A 15,579-nucleotide genomic window follows, 5' to 3' on the forward strand; every position below is an offset into this window, starting at 1 on the left:
AAAGCAACTATGTAAAACATCAGAGAAGTACAAGGTATGAAGAAACTTGACAACATTAAAGGAGTTCAAGCATTAGATGCAAGAGAGCTACAAGAAATTGAAGGAGGAATTCTTCCAGCTATAGCTGTAGGAAAGGCAGTGTTATATCTAGCAGGTACGGTTTGTGCTCTCTGAAGGTAAAAGATTGAACGGAATGCCATAACTTTAAACTTAAAAAAGAACGGGATTTCAAATTATTTTGTATGTGTTATGATAGAAAAGGATTATCTAAAAAAACAGATAGATTTGTTTTTTCAAGAGTTAGTTGCAGTGCTAACTAAGAAAACTGTAAAGGAAACAAGATTTAAAGAAATATCAAATTTATCAGAAAAATACACACAACATGGTATAGATTTCTTCATAACATCATCATTTGAAGAGATAACTGCCTCGTATGGAAAGGATATAGAAACATTGGATATTATCATAGAATTACTTTTTCAAATGAAAGATGAGTCTATTGAAATTGTTGATAAATTAGAAAAAATAATAAACTATACAAATCAAAATAGTCTAAATTATTCATTTAGGAGAAATGAAATTTTAACGCAAATATTGGTTATAAAAACCTAACAAACAAATAAATAGGCTGTATGGTGCTTTCTATACAGCCTATATTTTTTCCATTTAAGTGAATTTTACTAATGCCATAAAAATTTAATCAAACAGTTTGATTCCAAACATCACTCCATTAACAGCTTTGTTACCATCAAATGAACGGACATAGTCCACTCGCAATGGGCGTATTTTACTCCAGCCAACATTCTCCAAACCTATCGTAAATTCGGTGTAGGGACGTTTACCCTCACGGTGCAGTTGGTGAAAACCCGTAACAAAATGCCATTGTAATTTATTGAATAGAGGCAATTTATTCGAAATGTATCCTCTAAAACGATGGCGTGCGTGAAACTCGGCATACGCCTCATTGGTTGAATGCGAATAGTAAGGCAACAGATAGAACGATGCATTGGGATCTTCCTCTACTTGCAGATGGGTCAAATTTCCGTTAAAATGCTTGTAATCAACAAAGCTGATATGCTTAGCATTGAAAAACAATCCTCCATTGAGACAAAGAAACATATCTCCTTTATTATCAAATGAAGGTTCGTAATCGACACGAGCATGTAATTGCTGATATTGATAGGATTTCTTACTAGCACTCAACACATTCTTCATCCCAAGTACAATCTCCGGATACCTATCATTTTCATTATATATCCTTCTGTCAGGGAAAGAGGTATAGGTTCGATTAAAACGAAATCGAGCATATATGGAAGCCGACAGAGTGTAGTGAGGCTCAAAAGAAGGTTCATCGCTCAACGGCAATAATGGATTGTTAGATAGATAAGGTTTATTCTTTTTCGAAAATGAATAATTAGTATTGTTTTTCAACGGACTACGATTGCTAAATCGTAACGAGCCATCAATGTAAGTTTCTGGAGTAAGGTTTTGACCGTATCCCAAATACAGAAACTCTTCGTGGTAGAGTTTCATATAATTATCACGGAAAAACAAGGTCATTACTTCATTAACCAATCCTGAAATAGGTTGTGAACGATTGAATTGATGAATCTCACTACCTCCTCTAACGGATAAGCGAGGGTAATTAATCCGATTGAACAAATGCGTAAAATATCCTGCTGTTCGCAATCTTTTTTCGGAAAAACTATACTGAAAATCAACTCCTATATTAGTACTATTAGTTTTTTCTTTATTCCATCGGCTGAAATAGAATCCTGTTCCGAGGAAGTATCCTTGTACGGTGTTGAATCCCATACTGCCTGGATCGATAAAACCATCATAGCCAAATCTGTATCTTTTGGAAGTCTTTCGGTATGAATATCCTGTGAAAATATCGAAAAAACCGAATTTGTTATTCTTCGTTTCAACTGAATCGATATACTTATCGGAAGTTCTGACAGTTTCAACACTATCTTTCTTCCGATAATTGACTATTTCAGCCTCCGTAAGTGGAATTTGTCTGTTTTTTTGCCAAAAAATACTGTCTTTTTTATTTGAATTTTGTTCAAAACGTCGAACTTCGCCCTTAAACTCGTTTTTTGAGAAAGAATCCTTGAATTGGTAGTTGTTATATACGTAGGAAAACGTACCTTCCAACGAAACCATAAATATCTTAGCCTTAAGGTCGAAACGTTGTAAATTCTTTGTCCAAAGCCCATAAGTTTCATTAAAACCGAAATTTTGGACGATATGCAATTCCGAAATAGCAGGATTATTCATCCGATAGCCTTTAGCTGTGACTTCCACAGCGTAAATTGCCCACGAATCCTCAAGTATGTAAATATATCCCTCAAAAACAGGCTCTTTGTCGCGTCGTGGAATCAATTTTATTTTGTTTACCAATCGTTTCTGATCATCGTAAAACGTACTTTCTAATTGATATCGGTAATAAGAAAAAGCGTTATCGGCAATGGGTGAAATCATTTTAGCATCGAAGTTCATATAGTTATCATAGAAATCGAAATTTGCCGAAGCTGCAGTGTTGAAACTGAATCCATTACTGTTACCCGCTACCTTGGATGCGATGATATGTTCTTTTATTTGACGAGGTTTTTCGAATTTTATTTTAGAGATTGTTTCAGACTGATAAACAATGCCTGATCGGGTAATTGTATCGATGTTACCGCCCATGTCTCCTACCTCCTGCCCTAAAATTTTTTTCGGGACATTCATCAGTTTCAGAAAACCTTTGGAATAGAAATCGGCTTCAAATCGGTCTGTTTTTTCACTGTTTCTCGTTTTGTGTTTGATAGCATTGCGAATGATTCCGTTAGCAGGATTTTCTTTACTACTAACGGTAACCTCACTGAGCAAGTAGCTTTCCTCTGATAACGAGATGTTTAAAATATAGGGCGTTTTATCAATTTGTATGGTACGTCTCTCGGTTTTATACCCCAAAGATTGAAAAACCACAGTCGGATTTTTATCGGTTGTATTCAAAAGATACATTCCTTTTTCGTTAGAAGTGGTTCCTTTCGTTCCGTTTTCGATGTAAACGCTTACAAATGGTATAGGTTGTTGATTTTGATCGGTTACTGTTCCTTGAATTTGTCCGAAGGAGTAAGCAAAAATTCCTAAAAGGATAGATGTCAATAATTGTCTCATATTACTACTATCATTTTATTGTAACAGAAATTGGATGTCTTCTATAAGCATTTTGATGTGTTCTTGATCCAATCCATTGTAGTATATAATAGGATTTCCGTTGGTATCTTTACGAGATACGATGTTTCCATTAGTATCAATGAGGGCAAACAATCCAGAATGTTCAAAACCACCCTCAGCAGCGTCGTCAACTTTGGCATGTAAGTTAAACCCTTCGTTGGCTAAATCGTAAATAGTATCCTCTTCCCCGGTAAGTAAATGCCAATTGGGACTCTTAATTCCTTGTACGTCAGCGTATGATTTTAATATTTCGGGAGTATCGAAATCTGGATTTATTGAGAAGGAGACGAAACCAAGCCTATCTTCATTAGGAAACGTATTTTGAATCTTCACCGTGTTTTTGGTCATTATCGGACAAATGGAGGGACACGAAGTGAAGAAAAATTCTGCCACGTAGACCTTTCCTTTGTAAGTATCATTTGTGATTGTTTGATTATGTTGATTTGTAAGTGAGAACTTAGGAGCTTTTCCGATGATTACTAATTTAGAATCGTGTGAAGTACATCCAAAAACAACAATAAAAAGTAAAAATAAAAGATTCTTTTTCATAAATTCAATTTTTTGTAAATAAAAGGACAAATATACAACAAAACTCAAATCAAACTACTTAGGATTCCAAAAAAAATCCAGTGTTAAAATTTTGTGTGTTATGTAATTATTTTTTAATTTTGTTGGTCTAAGGAGGAACTTAAACAATATTGCTTTTATGAAAAGAATTTTAAACATACTCCTCATAATAGCTGTGCTTGGTTGTAGCAAAGAAGAATTAGAACTACACCAAACCGTTCTCACACAAGCAGGAGCTTTTCATTTCGGAGTGGAACTACCTGCCAACGAGTTGGGAAGTGTTGGTGATGTGTACATCAACACCAATGCCATGTCGTACCAAGTTAAAACCTCAACAGGTTGGGGAGATGCGCATGAGCTAAATAAATCCGAACGCAGTCGCTTTCATATTGGTGAAGGGTTTCCCGCCGAAAGTCTTGGATATAAAGGTGATTTTTTCCTAAATACCCAGACTGGATTTTTACATGGGCCTAAACCTTATCAAAGCAGCTGGAGAAATGTACACAACCAATATAAGGGAGTTTGGCTTTTGCCTATGACCAATAATGAAAAATAACTTAAAAAGAGAGTCGGTGTATTTACCACCCTTACGAAAGAAAATAGAACTTAATACATATTGGGAACAAGAGGCTAAAAAACAAAGATTTGATGCTTCATATAAAAGCTATCTGCTATAGATTAAATGATAAATAAAAAAGAAGCAAAATTAAAATTTTGCTTCCTTTTTTACTATATTTTTGTGTATAAAAAATTTATATAATGATTGAGTTTTTCAGATATATTTCTAATCCTGTTTATTACGGAGAGAAAAAAAATTGGGGTATTATTAAAAATATAAGCTATTGTATAGGGCTGTTATTATTTTTTATAGCAATGACGGTAGTTTTGAATTTAGGAGTAAGAATTTTCGGTTACTTACCCAAAAATGGAGCTGCTCACTCATTTTTTGAAAACCATTCTTTTTTGTACATACTTCTTATAGGAGCTTTTTTGGGTCCTATACTTGAAGAAATTGCTTTCAGAGGAATTTTAATTTTTAATCGCTGGATATTTATTCCCATTATCGTATTATCTTTTTTTATTTTGAATGTAATTTTAGGGATAAGAAATATGAATTTTAATGATATGTTATTCATCCGAATTACGATTCCTGTAGGGGTAGGGTTGGTATCAATCTTGGTAATTCAAAAATATTATAAAAATATACTGAATTTTTACGAAAAAAATTTTAAATATATCTTCTATTTGAGTGCATTTAGCTTTGGACTTTTACACTTTCAAAATTATTCATTGGAAGGAAAAGATTTACTTTTCATTCCTTTAATTACCTTACCACAAATGATATCAGGTTTTTTTTTCGGATATATACGGATGAATTTTGGAATTATATATAGCATTTTAACTCATAGTATCAATAATGCAATAGCGCTGATTTTGAGTTTAAAGCTGATAACCTAATAGTTTTCGTATTTGATAGAAAAACCGTTCTATTAACCTCATATCTTCTGTTATGATGTCTGCTCTACCTGTCATTTCCTTATTGAATATTATATCTTTACCATAAGATGTTTTTAGTCCTTTTGGAAGAGTAATATACACGTAATAATTTCCTTCTTTACTTGGAGTAAGAGAAATATATTCAACTTTTCCTTCTATAATTCCAAATTCTTGGTAGCGATAGTTATCAAGTTTTATCAGAACTTTACTATTTTTTTGTATTTTTCCTGAATTGGCAGAGGGGATATTCATTATTCCGACAAGTCCTTTCTTTTCATTAGGGATGATGGATAAAACAACATCACCTGAGGCAATATATTGATTAGTTTCTATGAAGTTTTGAAAACTGACAGTTCCATCTATAGATGAAGTTATTAAATAATTTTGTTCCCATTGAATAACGGATTTCCGCAATTGTTCAAATGAAAGTAAAGTTTGAGAGGAGTAATTTACTTTATCTTTTATAAAATTTAGATCAATATTTTTTTTATTCTTATTAAGAATCATAGCTTCATCTTCCAATTTAGAAATAGAAAGTCTAATATTTTCTAAATTTTGTTGAGCTTGTAAAAAATTTAATCGTTCATTTTCAAATTCTTCGGGAGTATCCGATATTTTTTAGGAAAGGTTACCTCATTCTACAACGCGGATGCCTGTTGCCAACAAATGAATCTCTTTACGAGGTTCAGTGATGGCTCGTATCTCTTTACGCGATTTTTTTGCTTTTTTAGCATTGGCTTTCAATTTTTCTACAGAAGTTGTTTTGTAGGTCGCTTTTGCATCCAACAAAATCGTTTTTCCTACGATTGAATTCGGCAAAAAGAATGCGTAGTCTTTCATCTTTACAAACATAAGCATATTAGCATCGTTTTCCAGCGTAACCCAACAACCTCTCTTAGGGCACACTTTCGTCACTTTAGCTCTGATTATCAAGTCATTCATCTCTCGATTAGATTCATTCAACTGACTTGCCAACATCTCAGCGTCATACACTCGCTCTACTGAGTTTTCATCAACAACTCCCGCTCCATATTCCACCCCCACTGAGGCTTCTTTAATAGGCGTTTCTTGAGCCAAAACTACGAAAGAACTTACTACAAAAGTAAGTGATAACAATATTTTTTTCATTTTGTTTTTATTTAGAATTATTTTTAATAAATTTCTTTGCAAAGGTATGAAAATTTTTAATTCACTGCTGTTTTCTTTCATATTTATTTCAAAAGTTAGTATCTTTGCCATATGATTGAAGATAAAACTCCGCAACGCACCACTTTGTCTGACTTGGGAGAATTTGGATTAATTTCTCACTTGACAAAGAATTTTGAACTGAAACAGCCTTCGACCCTAAAAGGAATTGGCGATGATGCAGCTGTTATTGATTTTAAGCAAAAAAAAGCTGTTATTTCCACCGATTTACTTATTGAAGGAGTGCATTTTGACCTAAGTTACGTCCCGCTGAAACATTTGGGATACAAATCGGTCATGGTCAATTTGTCGGATATTTACGCAATGAACGCCCGTGCCACGCAAATCACTGTATCTATTGCAGTATCCAATCGATTTCCGTTGGAAGCACTGGAAGAATTGTACGAGGGTGTCCGATTGGCATGTAAACTTTACGATGTGGATTTGATTGGAGGCGATACAACTTCTTCCACCCGAGGGTTAATCATCTCGATAACAGCCATAGGCGAGGCTGATGAAGGTGATATTGTTTATCGAAATGGTGCTAAGGAAAATGATTTAATAGTGGTTACAGGAGATTTAGGCGGTGCTTACCTCGGACTACAAGTGCTGGAAAGAGAAAAGGCTGTTTTTCAGGTAAACCCAAATTCACAACCTGATTTAGATATGTATTCCTACATCATTGAACGTCAGTTGAAACCTGAAGCAAGGAAAGATATCCCCCTGTTGCTGAAAGAGTTGGGCGTAAGACCTACTGCCATGATGGACATTAGTGATGGATTATCCTCCGAAATATTACACATTTGTAAACAATCAAATGTTGGTTGTCGCTTGTACGAGGATAAAATTCCGTTAGACCCGCAAGTTATCAGTACGTGCGAGGAGTTCAATTTGGATAGTACGACCATTGCTTTGAGCGGAGGTGAAGACTATGAATTACTATTCACTATTTCACAAAAGGATTACGACAAAATCAAAGGAAATCCAAATTTGAGCGTAATTGGATATATCACTCATAAAGATACAGGAAAGAATCTAATTACCCGAATGGGCGAACCGATAGAAATTATAGCAAAAGGATGGAATGCCCTTAGATAAAACTGCTTTAAAAATTGTTTGCTGTAATTTTTTTTCGTATCTTTGGTCTCTGTTGAAGTTAGTAACGTAACAATTTAAAAAAATATACACAATATGAAAGTAACAGTTGTAGGTGCAGGAGCTGTTGGAGCAAGCTGTGCTGAGTACATTGCAATTAAAAACTTTGCTTCAGAAGTAGTTTTAGTAGACATCAAAGAAGGTTTTGCTGAAGGTAAGGCTATGGATTTGATGCAAACCGCTCCTCTAAACGGATTTGACACACGCATTGTAGGAGCTACCAATGATTATTCAAAAACAGCAGGAAGTGACGTAGCCGTGATCACCTCGGGAATTCCTCGCAAACCAGGAATGACTCGTGAGGAGCTTATCGGAACCAACGCAAACATCGTAAAATCAGTAGTAGAACAATTGGTAAAACACTCTCCAAACGTGATTGTGATTGTGGTGAGCAATCCTATGGACACCATGACTTATTTAGTTCATAAAGCTACTAACTTACCTAAAAACCGAATTATCGGAATGGGAGGAGCTTTGGACAGTGCTCGTTTCAAATATCGCTTGGCAGAAGCTTTGGAATGTCCACTTTCGGACGTAGACGGAATGGTAATCGCAGCTCATAGCGACACAGGAATGCTTCCACTTACTCGCTTGGCAACTCGCAACGGTGTACCTGTTTCTGAATTTTTAACTGAAAATCAATTAGAAAGTGTAGCTCAAGAAACTAAAGTAGGTGGTGCTACCTTAACCAAATTGTTAGGAACGTCCGCATGGTATGCCCCAGGTGCTGCAGTTTCGGCTTTGGTTCAAGCGATTGCTTGTGACCAAAAGAAAATGTTCCCTTGTTCGGTAATGCTTAATGGAGAATATGGCCAGTCAGATATTTGCTTGGGAGTTCCTGTAATCATCGGTAAAGATGGTGTTGAAAAAATCGTTGAAGTAAAATTGAACGACGCTGAAAAAGCAAAATTCAATGAAAGTGCTGCTGCGGTTAAAGAAGTGAATAAAGATTTGCAGAACATTCTATAGTTATTAGTATTTATCTTTCGTAAAAAGGTTGTCTGAATTTTTAGACAACCTTTTTAAGTATCTTTCTCTGCAGATTGAAAGATCACTTTATCTAACGTAAATGAAAATTCAGAACCTACACCGAACACACTATCCACATAAATTTTTTGTTTATGTGCTTCAATAATATGTTTTACAATAGAAAGCCCTAATCCTGAGCCACTTTCTTGACGATTACCACTTTTCTTGACTCTGTAAAATCGTTCAAACAAACGCGGAATATTTTCTTTAATTACCCCTTCTCCATTGTCTGTTACACGAATAATTATTTTCTTCTTAGAAATGTCTTCAATACTGATTTCCGTTGTTCCATTGTGTTTTCCATACTTTATTGAATTGACAATCAGATTGGTAAGCACCTGCTGAATTCGTTCTTTATCGGCATATACATAGAGCGGTGTTTCGTACTTCTTATCAAAAATAAGGGAAATATCTCGCTCAGCGGCCTGCATTTCAAACATATCGAACACATTTTGTATCAACTCAATGATATTAATTTTTTCATAGTGAAGATTGAGTTCTCCTGTTTCTAATTTTGAAATCATCTCAAGGTCTTTGACTATATAAATTAGTCGTTCGACCCCTGTGGCGGCTCGTGAGAGGTATTTATCACGAATGTTTTTGTTTTCAGAAGCTCCATCTAAGAGAGTGAGAATATAACTTTGAACAGTAAAAAGCGGGGTGTTCAATTCATGGGAAATATTGCCTATGTATTCCTTTCGGTAGTTCTCGCGGTCTTTTAAATCTTCGATTTCCATTTTTTTGGTATGTGCAAATCGGTTGATTTCTTGACTCAATGTGGTAATGTCCGTTGTGATGACTTGGTCTTTAAAATTTGTACTTTCCAAAAGAGAGACATCTTGGTATATTTTTTTGATACGCTTGTAAATGAATTTCTCAACGCGATATTGCAAGGTGAAGAAACATATTGCAAAGAGTAGCGTAGCAAATGGGATTAGCCCTAAGAACGGAATATTATCAAAAAAGAAAATGACAATTCCAAGCAAAACACTCGAAAGAGTTGTTATCATCACGGATGATTTTAGAGCAAAACGATATGATTTTTTTAGTTTTCGCACGTTAATATTATTCCTTAACTACCAATTTGTACCCTACACCTTTGATCGTTTTGAAATAATTCTCACCGATTTTCTCACGCAATTTACGTATGTGTACATCAATCGTACGATCACCAACAACCACTTCACTTCCCCAAACTTTATCCAAAATGTCATCGCGTTTGAAAACTTTATTGGGTTGTGAAGCTAATAACCACAATAATTCAAACTCTTTACGAGGTAAAATAATCTCTTCATTATTACGGATTACTTTGTATTCATCGCGGTCAATAACCAAGTTATCAATAGTAAGTGAAGTCACTTTTTCCTCTTCCACACTAAAACGACGCAATAAAGCCTTCACCTTACTAACCAGCACTTTGGGTTTGATGGGTTTTGTAATGTAATCATCGGCTCCAGCTTCAAAACCTGCTAATTGAGAATAATCTTCACCTCGAGCTGTTAAAAACGCGATGACCGTTCTTGACAAATTTGTGTTTCTACGGATGCGTTCACAAGCCTCAATACCATCCATGTCGGGCATCATTACATCCATCAGAATTAAATGAGGCTGCTCTCTTTCAGCAATTTTGATAGCTTCAATTCCATTTTTTGCTGAAAACAACTGAAACCCTTCTTTCTCCAAATTGTAGCCCACAATTTCCAAAATATCGGGTTCGTCATCAACTAAAAGTATCTTCATGTTTTTCATAATTTACTTTTTATATGCCATAATATATCTTCCTTCATTGATAAACAACTATGAAAGAGGACAAAGATAAACAACTTATTATTTTTAAAAAAATATTCAATGATTTAGTATAGCAATTACGTACAAATATCATATTTATAGCTTTTATTTCTTCCTCAAAAAGCACATGTCAGTATATTTTGAGACCTTTGCAAGGCAAATTTCCCTAAAATAAATTGTTAATCATTTGAATATTAGATGGTTATTTCGTATATTTACTTTATGAAACGCACCAAAACCTTATCCGCTGTCCTTTGCTGCCTACGATGTAGAAAGACGTACCCGAAAAGGCTCTTTTTACGCATAAGTCGATACCATCATCGATTGGAAACCCATTTCCGCTATCATCGATGAACATTATCAAAAAGGGCTTTCCGCCTCGGGTGAATTTCCCGAGGAAGAAGTTGAGAAACAAGACGATTTTTTCAAGGAAGTAGCTGAAGATGGGGAAGATAAGGAAGCGAAATGGCTCAAAAAAGGCACAAAGACTTATTTCGGATACAAAAAACAAATTGCGGTGGACAGTAATGGTTTGGCGTGGGTGGCATACGGCTCAAAGGCTTAGCAAAAGTACACACACAACATATTTTGGAAGCTATTGCCTACAATCTGAAGCGAAGTCCGAAGATGGAGATACTTCCTGCCTTTTAATGAAAAAAAGCTCAAAAATGAGAGATTTTGCTTAAAATAGTCCCAAAAAAGGGACAAAAAATGATGAAAATCATCTATTTTTATGTTTTTAAATATGTGATTTTCTAAAAAATCGGTTCAAAAATTATTTAAAACCAGTTAAGAAAAGGAAATAGAGGATCTTGCAAAGGACTCAAAGGTTTAATTTTTGTTTGACAATCAAAAAAAAAATTATAAATTGCGGACTGTTGCTTTGAGCATAAAGCGTATATTTCATTTTTTATAAATCCACTTTTTAAGCGATTGAAAAAATATTTAATAATCATTTACAAAAAATAGAGTATATGGGCATTACAAACAATTTGCAATTTACTGAGAATTCAAAGTTACGAGAAACAAAAAGTTTTGTCGGAACGTTTAAAGTCTATACTTTTTTAATTTGTTCATTATTAGCCACTATTGGAACCGTTCACTCACAAACAAAAGTTGCTACGATTTCTGGCAAAACTGCTGGTAAAGATAATAGTTTGATACTCGTAGAAGACGGAAGTAAAGTACGAAAAATTATCAGACCTAATGAAAATGCCGAGTTTCGCGATACGCTCCATATCAAAAGTGAAACATATGAAATGTACGAAGTCAAATTTTCAAAAGGCTTTAACGTTGCACTTCGTGAAAATTCTGATATCGTTCTTGATTTGACTGAACCCACCGAGAATGTAAAGGAAATTATATCAGGGAATGATGCTTTTATATCGCATTTCTATATCAACAAAGAAAAATTCTTTAATACGCACTACGATGGAAATATCTATAAAGAAAAACCTGTCGTATTTAAAAACAAACTTAAAGAACTGTTTGCAAATTGGGAAAAACAGTGGAAATCACATTCTTTCGAACCTATCCGTAAAAATGAAGAAAAGTGGAGTAAATATGCATTTGTACAAATGCTTGTGCACTACCCCAGAGCTAATCAAATGCATCGAAAATCATTTAAAGAGACCAAAGTTCCAGCAGATTTCTTTGAAGAAGAAAAAAGTATTGATTACGACAATGCTGATGAATTTGAAAAAGTAAATACATACCGAAAATTGGTTATGAGTAAGCTATTAAGTTTGCTAACCAACCCTAATGACACCAAACAAGTTCAACAACTTATTGATAAGACCGAAAAAGTTCGTTCGCAGAACATAAAAGCTGCTTATCAAGAAGCTATTTCAGACCTTATTGATCACGGAAATCCTAATAACGAGCTCATTTATAATTATATAATGAAGAATTCGGCAAGTGAGAAGCTTCGTAAAGAATGCGAATACATTTTTCTAAATACCGAAAAAAGTATCAAAAAAGGAAGTAAATCACCATCGTTTTCATTTGAAAATGAAAAAGGAGAAAAAGTATCGCTGGAAGATTTTAGAGGAAAATTGGTTTATATTGACGTATGGGCTTCGTGGTGTGGACCTTGTATTTCAGAAATTCCATACTTAAAGAAATTGGAGGCTGACTTTAAAGGTAAAGAAGTGGTTTTTGTTAGTATTTCAAAAGACATAAAGAAAGAGCATTGGCAACAAGCCTTAGAAAAACATCAATTGAAAGGAATTCAATTGTGGGGAGGAAATAAATCTGATTTCTATGATGCGTATTTTATAAATTCAATTCCTCGTTTTATATTGATTGACAAAAAAGGAAAGGTAATTTCCCCGAGTGCACCTGAACCATCAGCTCCTAAAATTAAAGAATTGATTGAAGAATCATTATAATAAAAAGTTTAATCATAAAAAAACAGTACAGAGCCGAAATCTGTACTGTTTTTCTTTTCTCTCTTTCAGACGATATTCTTTATCTTAACATGAATGATATTCTCTGAAATGTTTGCCTATTGGATGAGCTAAAAGTATAAAAATATCGTATCTTTGCAACGTATTTAACAACACTCATCTTCTAAAAACACTACATTACAGAAAATAATGCGAAACGAACAATTGACCGAAAAATTTAGACAACTTGTTGAAAATAAATATCAAATCTACAACTCGTTGTTTATGAGTTTACCGTATGACAAGATGACGAACATAGGTATGCTTTTGCCTTTTTTATATGAAGAAAGCAAAATCGGATACGAGCAAGGTAAAACTCCTGAGGAAATCATCGAAACCTTTTTCAGGAATCATACCAACCTTCAAACTGAAAAACAAAAGGCAGATTTGCTGTTTACTATCATACAATATATTGAAAGACAGGTAGTTCTTTTCGATAGTGTAGAAGATGCAGCTTTTACTCAACTGCATTCGGATAAGGACTTAGGAACCATTCTACATCTCTATGAAAAAAGTGTCCAATCACAAAAATTGGAAGAAGTTAGAAAAAAAATGGAAGATTTCGCGGTGAGAGTGGTTTTTACGGCACACCCAACTCAGTTCTACCCCAGTTCTGTGCAACGTATTTTGCACGATTTGCGTTCTGCTATTTTGCAAGACTCTACTAATGAGATAGATATGCTGTTACAACAATTAGGAAAAACCCCTTTTGTGAATAAAGATCGTCCTACCCCTCTGGATGAAGCTACCAGCATCATCTACTACCTACGGTATGTCTATTACGATGCCATCGGAGAACTCTACTCCAATCTGAAAACCTATTTCGGAACCATTAATCCAAATATTGTTCAATTAGGATTTTGGCCAGGTGGCGACCGTGACGGAAATCCATTCGTTACAGCAGAAATAACGCTACAGGTTGCTGAAGAATTGCGTATCAATATTTTAAAATGCTACTATGAGCATCTAAAAAAACTTAGAAGGAGACTCAGTTTCAGAGGGATTGCTGAAATTCTTACCGAATTAAGTCTTTCTATTTACACTGCCATTCACGAGAAAAAAATCATTTCCGTAGAACACATTTTAGAGAGACTTTCAAAGGCAGAGACCATATTAAAAGAAGAACACAATAGTGTTTTCTTGAATCTGCTTTTGGAATTTAGCGATCGAGTGAAAATTTTCGGAACGCATTTTGCTTCGTTGGACATCCGACAGGACAGTCGTATCCACCAGCAAGTCATTGATGAAATCACGGAAAAATATGCAGGAGAAAAAGCTCAAAAAATGACTTTTGAAGAAAAATTCAATTGGCTTTTGAGTAACAACATTAAATTATCAATCCATGATTTTGAGGGAATTACCAAAGAGACCTTACTTTCCATTATCGGCATAAAAGAAATCCAACAACGAAATGGTGAAAAGGGGCTCCATCGTTATATCATTTCGAATTCGGAACATATTAAAGATGTGTTGAATGTGTATGCTCTTTTCAAAATTTGTGGATACCAACCTGATGAAATCAATGTCGATATTATTCCACTATTTGAAACTATAGATGGATTAGATCTTTCAGAGAAGGTAATGGAAAAACTCTATCAACATCCTGTTTATCAAGAGCATTTAGTACATCGAAGTAAATCACAAACTATTATGTTAGGATTTTCCGATGGTACAAAAGACGGAGGTTACTTAAAAGCAAATTGGGAAATCTACGAGACTAAAGAGCGACTTACAGCTATTTCCAAAAAATTTGACATTAAACCGATTTTTTTTGACGGACGCGGAGGCCCACCAGCCCGAGGAGGCGGAAAAACGCACGATTTTTATGCTTCGCAAGGAAGCTCTATAGCTAATCATAAAATAGAAATCACCATTCAAGGACAAACCATTACGAGTGTGTTCGGAAATAAGGATCAAGCACGTTACAATTTCGAACAATTGCTAACAGCAGGTATTGATAATGAAGTGTTTAAAAATGATAAAAAGGACATCAATCAGCAGGAACGCCTCTACATGAAAGCATTAGCAGATTTGAGTTTTAAGCGATATTCACAGCTTAAATCTGATTCTATGTTTGTGCCATATCTTCAGAAAATGAGTACGTTACAGTACTACGGACGCACTAACATTGGAAGTCGTCCATCAAAAAGAGGTAGTGATGGAGAAATGAAATTCGAAGATTTACGTGCTATTCCATTTGTAGGCTCATGGGCTCAACTTAAACAGAATATTCCAGGCTTTTTTGGATTAGGGTATGCTTTATCCGAACTAAAAAAACAAGGAAAATTCGAAAGTATAAAAAAATTATACAAAAACTCGGATTTCTTCAAAACATTGATTCTTAACTCCATGATGAGTATGAACAAGAGTTACTTTCCGTTGACCTATTACATGAAAAACCATCCGAAATTTGGTGATTTTTGGAATCAACTACACGAGGAGTTTTTATTGTCAAAACAGCTAACATTGGAACTCACGGAGCAAAAAATCCTGCAAGAACAAGAACCGCTAAGTCGTCGTTCAGTAGAAATTCGTGAAAAAATAGTGTTGCCGTTATTAAGTATTCAACAGTACGCACTTATGAAAATAGAAAATGGTGAAGGAAGTACGGAACTCTATGAGAAAATGGTTATTCGCTCACTGTTCGGAAATATCAACGCAAGTAGAAATTCAGCATAAGAATGTA

Annotated in this window: 14 protein-coding genes; 8 read left to right on the top strand and 6 right to left on the bottom strand. The window is 34.7% G+C overall.

What is annotated here, in order from left to right:
• Window positions 1–36 precede the first annotated feature (36 nt).
• Both CGC52_RS04340 and CGC52_RS04345 read left to right on the top strand, forming a co-directional pair.
• On the top strand, window positions 37–174 hold the full coding sequence (locus CGC52_RS04340; protein WP_095893539.1) for a class IIb bacteriocin, lactobin A/cerein 7B family: 138 nt from the start codon (window positions 37–39) through the stop codon (window positions 172–174).
• 75 nt (window positions 175–249) lie between these two features.
• Window positions 250–612, top strand: coding sequence for a hypothetical protein (locus CGC52_RS04345; RefSeq protein WP_042009106.1), 363 nt, complete (start codon window positions 250–252; stop codon window positions 610–612).
• An 84-nt stretch (window positions 613–696) separates the two neighbouring features.
• Here CGC52_RS04345 and CGC52_RS04350 read toward each other — a convergent pair whose 3' ends face one another.
• Together CGC52_RS04350 and CGC52_RS04355 are read right to left on the bottom strand one after the other, a co-directional pair.
• Window positions 697–3,165, bottom strand: coding sequence for a DUF5686 and carboxypeptidase regulatory-like domain-containing protein (locus CGC52_RS04350; protein ID WP_095893540.1), 2,469 nt, complete (start codon window positions 3,163–3,165; stop codon window positions 697–699).
• A 15-nt stretch (window positions 3,166–3,180) separates the two neighbouring features.
• Window positions 3,181–3,774, bottom strand: a complete 594-nt coding sequence (locus tag CGC52_RS04355; protein ID WP_095893541.1) for an SCO family protein — start codon at window positions 3,772–3,774, stop codon at window positions 3,181–3,183.
• A gap of 157 nt (window positions 3,775–3,931) precedes the next feature.
• On the opposite strand from CGC52_RS04355, the gene CGC52_RS04360 reads away from it, so the two are divergent.
• Window positions 3,932–4,348: a hypothetical protein gene (locus CGC52_RS04360; protein WP_042009113.1), complete on the top strand. Its 417-nt coding sequence runs from the start codon at window positions 3,932–3,934 to the stop codon at window positions 4,346–4,348.
• 203 nt (window positions 4,349–4,551) lie between these two features.
• Window positions 4,552–5,250 (top strand): type II CAAX prenyl endopeptidase Rce1 family protein, encoded by a 699-nt coding sequence (locus CGC52_RS04365; RefSeq protein ID WP_095893542.1) that lies wholly within the window; start codon window positions 4,552–4,554, stop codon window positions 5,248–5,250.
• Here CGC52_RS04365 and CGC52_RS04370 read toward each other — a convergent pair.
• Together CGC52_RS04370 and CGC52_RS04375 are read right to left on the bottom strand one after the other, a co-directional pair.
• Window positions 5,233–5,811, bottom strand: coding sequence for an HlyD family secretion protein (locus CGC52_RS04370; RefSeq protein WP_232745200.1), 579 nt, complete (start codon window positions 5,809–5,811; stop codon window positions 5,233–5,235). The genes CGC52_RS04365 and CGC52_RS04370 overlap by 18 nt on opposite strands.
• A 111-nt stretch (window positions 5,812–5,922) precedes the next feature.
• Window positions 5,923–6,417, bottom strand: a complete 495-nt coding sequence (locus CGC52_RS04375) for a DUF4920 domain-containing protein (RefSeq protein WP_095894448.1) — start codon at window positions 6,415–6,417, stop codon at window positions 5,923–5,925.
• Window positions 6,418–6,528: 111 nt separating this feature from the next.
• Here CGC52_RS04375 and thiL point away from each other — a divergent pair, with 111 nt between their 5' ends.
• Together thiL and mdh are read left to right on the top strand one after the other, a co-directional pair.
• Entirely contained in the window at window positions 6,529–7,572 is a 1,044-nt protein-coding gene (gene thiL / locus CGC52_RS04380; protein WP_095893543.1) for a thiamine-phosphate kinase, read from the top strand.
• A gap of 93 nt (window positions 7,573–7,665) precedes the next feature.
• On the top strand, window positions 7,666–8,598 hold the full coding sequence (mdh, locus tag CGC52_RS04385) for a malate dehydrogenase (protein WP_042005382.1): 933 nt from the start codon (window positions 7,666–7,668) through the stop codon (window positions 8,596–8,598).
• A gap of 53 nt (window positions 8,599–8,651) precedes the next feature.
• Here mdh and CGC52_RS04390 read toward each other — a convergent pair whose 3' ends face one another.
• Together CGC52_RS04390 and CGC52_RS04395 are read right to left on the bottom strand one after the other, a co-directional pair.
• Window positions 8,652–9,668, bottom strand: coding sequence for a cell wall metabolism sensor histidine kinase WalK (locus CGC52_RS04390; RefSeq protein WP_095893544.1), 1,017 nt, complete (start codon window positions 9,666–9,668; stop codon window positions 8,652–8,654).
• Between the two features lie 55 nt (window positions 9,669–9,723).
• A complete protein-coding gene (locus CGC52_RS04395) occupies window positions 9,724–10,407 on the bottom strand; it encodes a response regulator transcription factor (RefSeq protein WP_095893545.1) in 684 nt (227 codons plus the stop codon).
• A 1,013-nt stretch (window positions 10,408–11,420) separates the two neighbouring features.
• Here CGC52_RS04395 and CGC52_RS04400 point away from each other — a divergent pair.
• A complete protein-coding gene (locus CGC52_RS04400) occupies window positions 11,421–12,836 on the top strand; it encodes a TlpA disulfide reductase family protein (protein WP_095893546.1) in 1,416 nt (471 codons plus the stop codon).
• A 207-nt stretch (window positions 12,837–13,043) separates the two neighbouring features.
• A complete protein-coding gene (locus CGC52_RS04405; protein ID WP_095893547.1) occupies window positions 13,044–15,572 on the top strand; it encodes a phosphoenolpyruvate carboxylase in 2,529 nt (842 codons plus the stop codon).
• Window positions 15,573–15,579 lie beyond the last annotated feature (7 nt).

The organism is Capnocytophaga sp. H2931, from assembly GCF_002302535.1.
GTDB classification, from domain to species: Bacteria; Bacteroidota; Bacteroidia; order Flavobacteriales; family Flavobacteriaceae; genus Capnocytophaga; species Capnocytophaga canis.

Coding starts and splice junctions, on each gene's coding strand:
- thiL (WP_095893543.1), top strand. CDS start 6,529: ATGATTGAAGATAAAACTCCGCAACGCACCACTTTGTCTGACTTGGGA.
- CGC52_RS04355 (WP_095893541.1), bottom strand. CDS start 3,774: ATGAAAAAGAATCTTTTATTTTTACTTTTTATTGTTGTTTTTGGATGT.
- mdh (WP_042005382.1), top strand. CDS start 7,666: ATGAAAGTAACAGTTGTAGGTGCAGGAGCTGTTGGAGCAAGCTGTGCT.
- CGC52_RS04360 (WP_042009113.1), top strand. CDS start 3,932: ATGAAAAGAATTTTAAACATACTCCTCATAATAGCTGTGCTTGGTTGT.
- CGC52_RS04375 (WP_095894448.1), bottom strand. CDS start 6,417: ATGAAAAAAATATTGTTATCACTTACTTTTGTAGTAAGTTCTTTCGTA.
- CGC52_RS04400 (WP_095893546.1), top strand. CDS start 11,421: ATGGGCATTACAAACAATTTGCAATTTACTGAGAATTCAAAGTTACGA.
- CGC52_RS04350 (WP_095893540.1), bottom strand. CDS start 3,165: ATGAGACAATTATTGACATCTATCCTTTTAGGAATTTTTGCTTACTCC.
- CGC52_RS04405 (WP_095893547.1), top strand. CDS start 13,044: ATGCGAAACGAACAATTGACCGAAAAATTTAGACAACTTGTTGAAAAT.
- CGC52_RS04390 (WP_095893544.1), bottom strand. CDS start 9,668: ATGATAACAACTCTTTCGAGTGTTTTGCTTGGAATTGTCATTTTCTTT.
- CGC52_RS04395 (WP_095893545.1), bottom strand. CDS start 10,407: ATGAAAAACATGAAGATACTTTTAGTTGATGACGAACCCGATATTTTG.
- CGC52_RS04345 (WP_042009106.1), top strand. CDS start 250: ATGATAGAAAAGGATTATCTAAAAAAACAGATAGATTTGTTTTTTCAA.
- CGC52_RS04340 (WP_095893539.1), top strand. CDS start 37: ATGAAGAAACTTGACAACATTAAAGGAGTTCAAGCATTAGATGCAAGA.
- CGC52_RS04365 (WP_095893542.1), top strand. CDS start 4,552: ATGATTGAGTTTTTCAGATATATTTCTAATCCTGTTTATTACGGAGAG.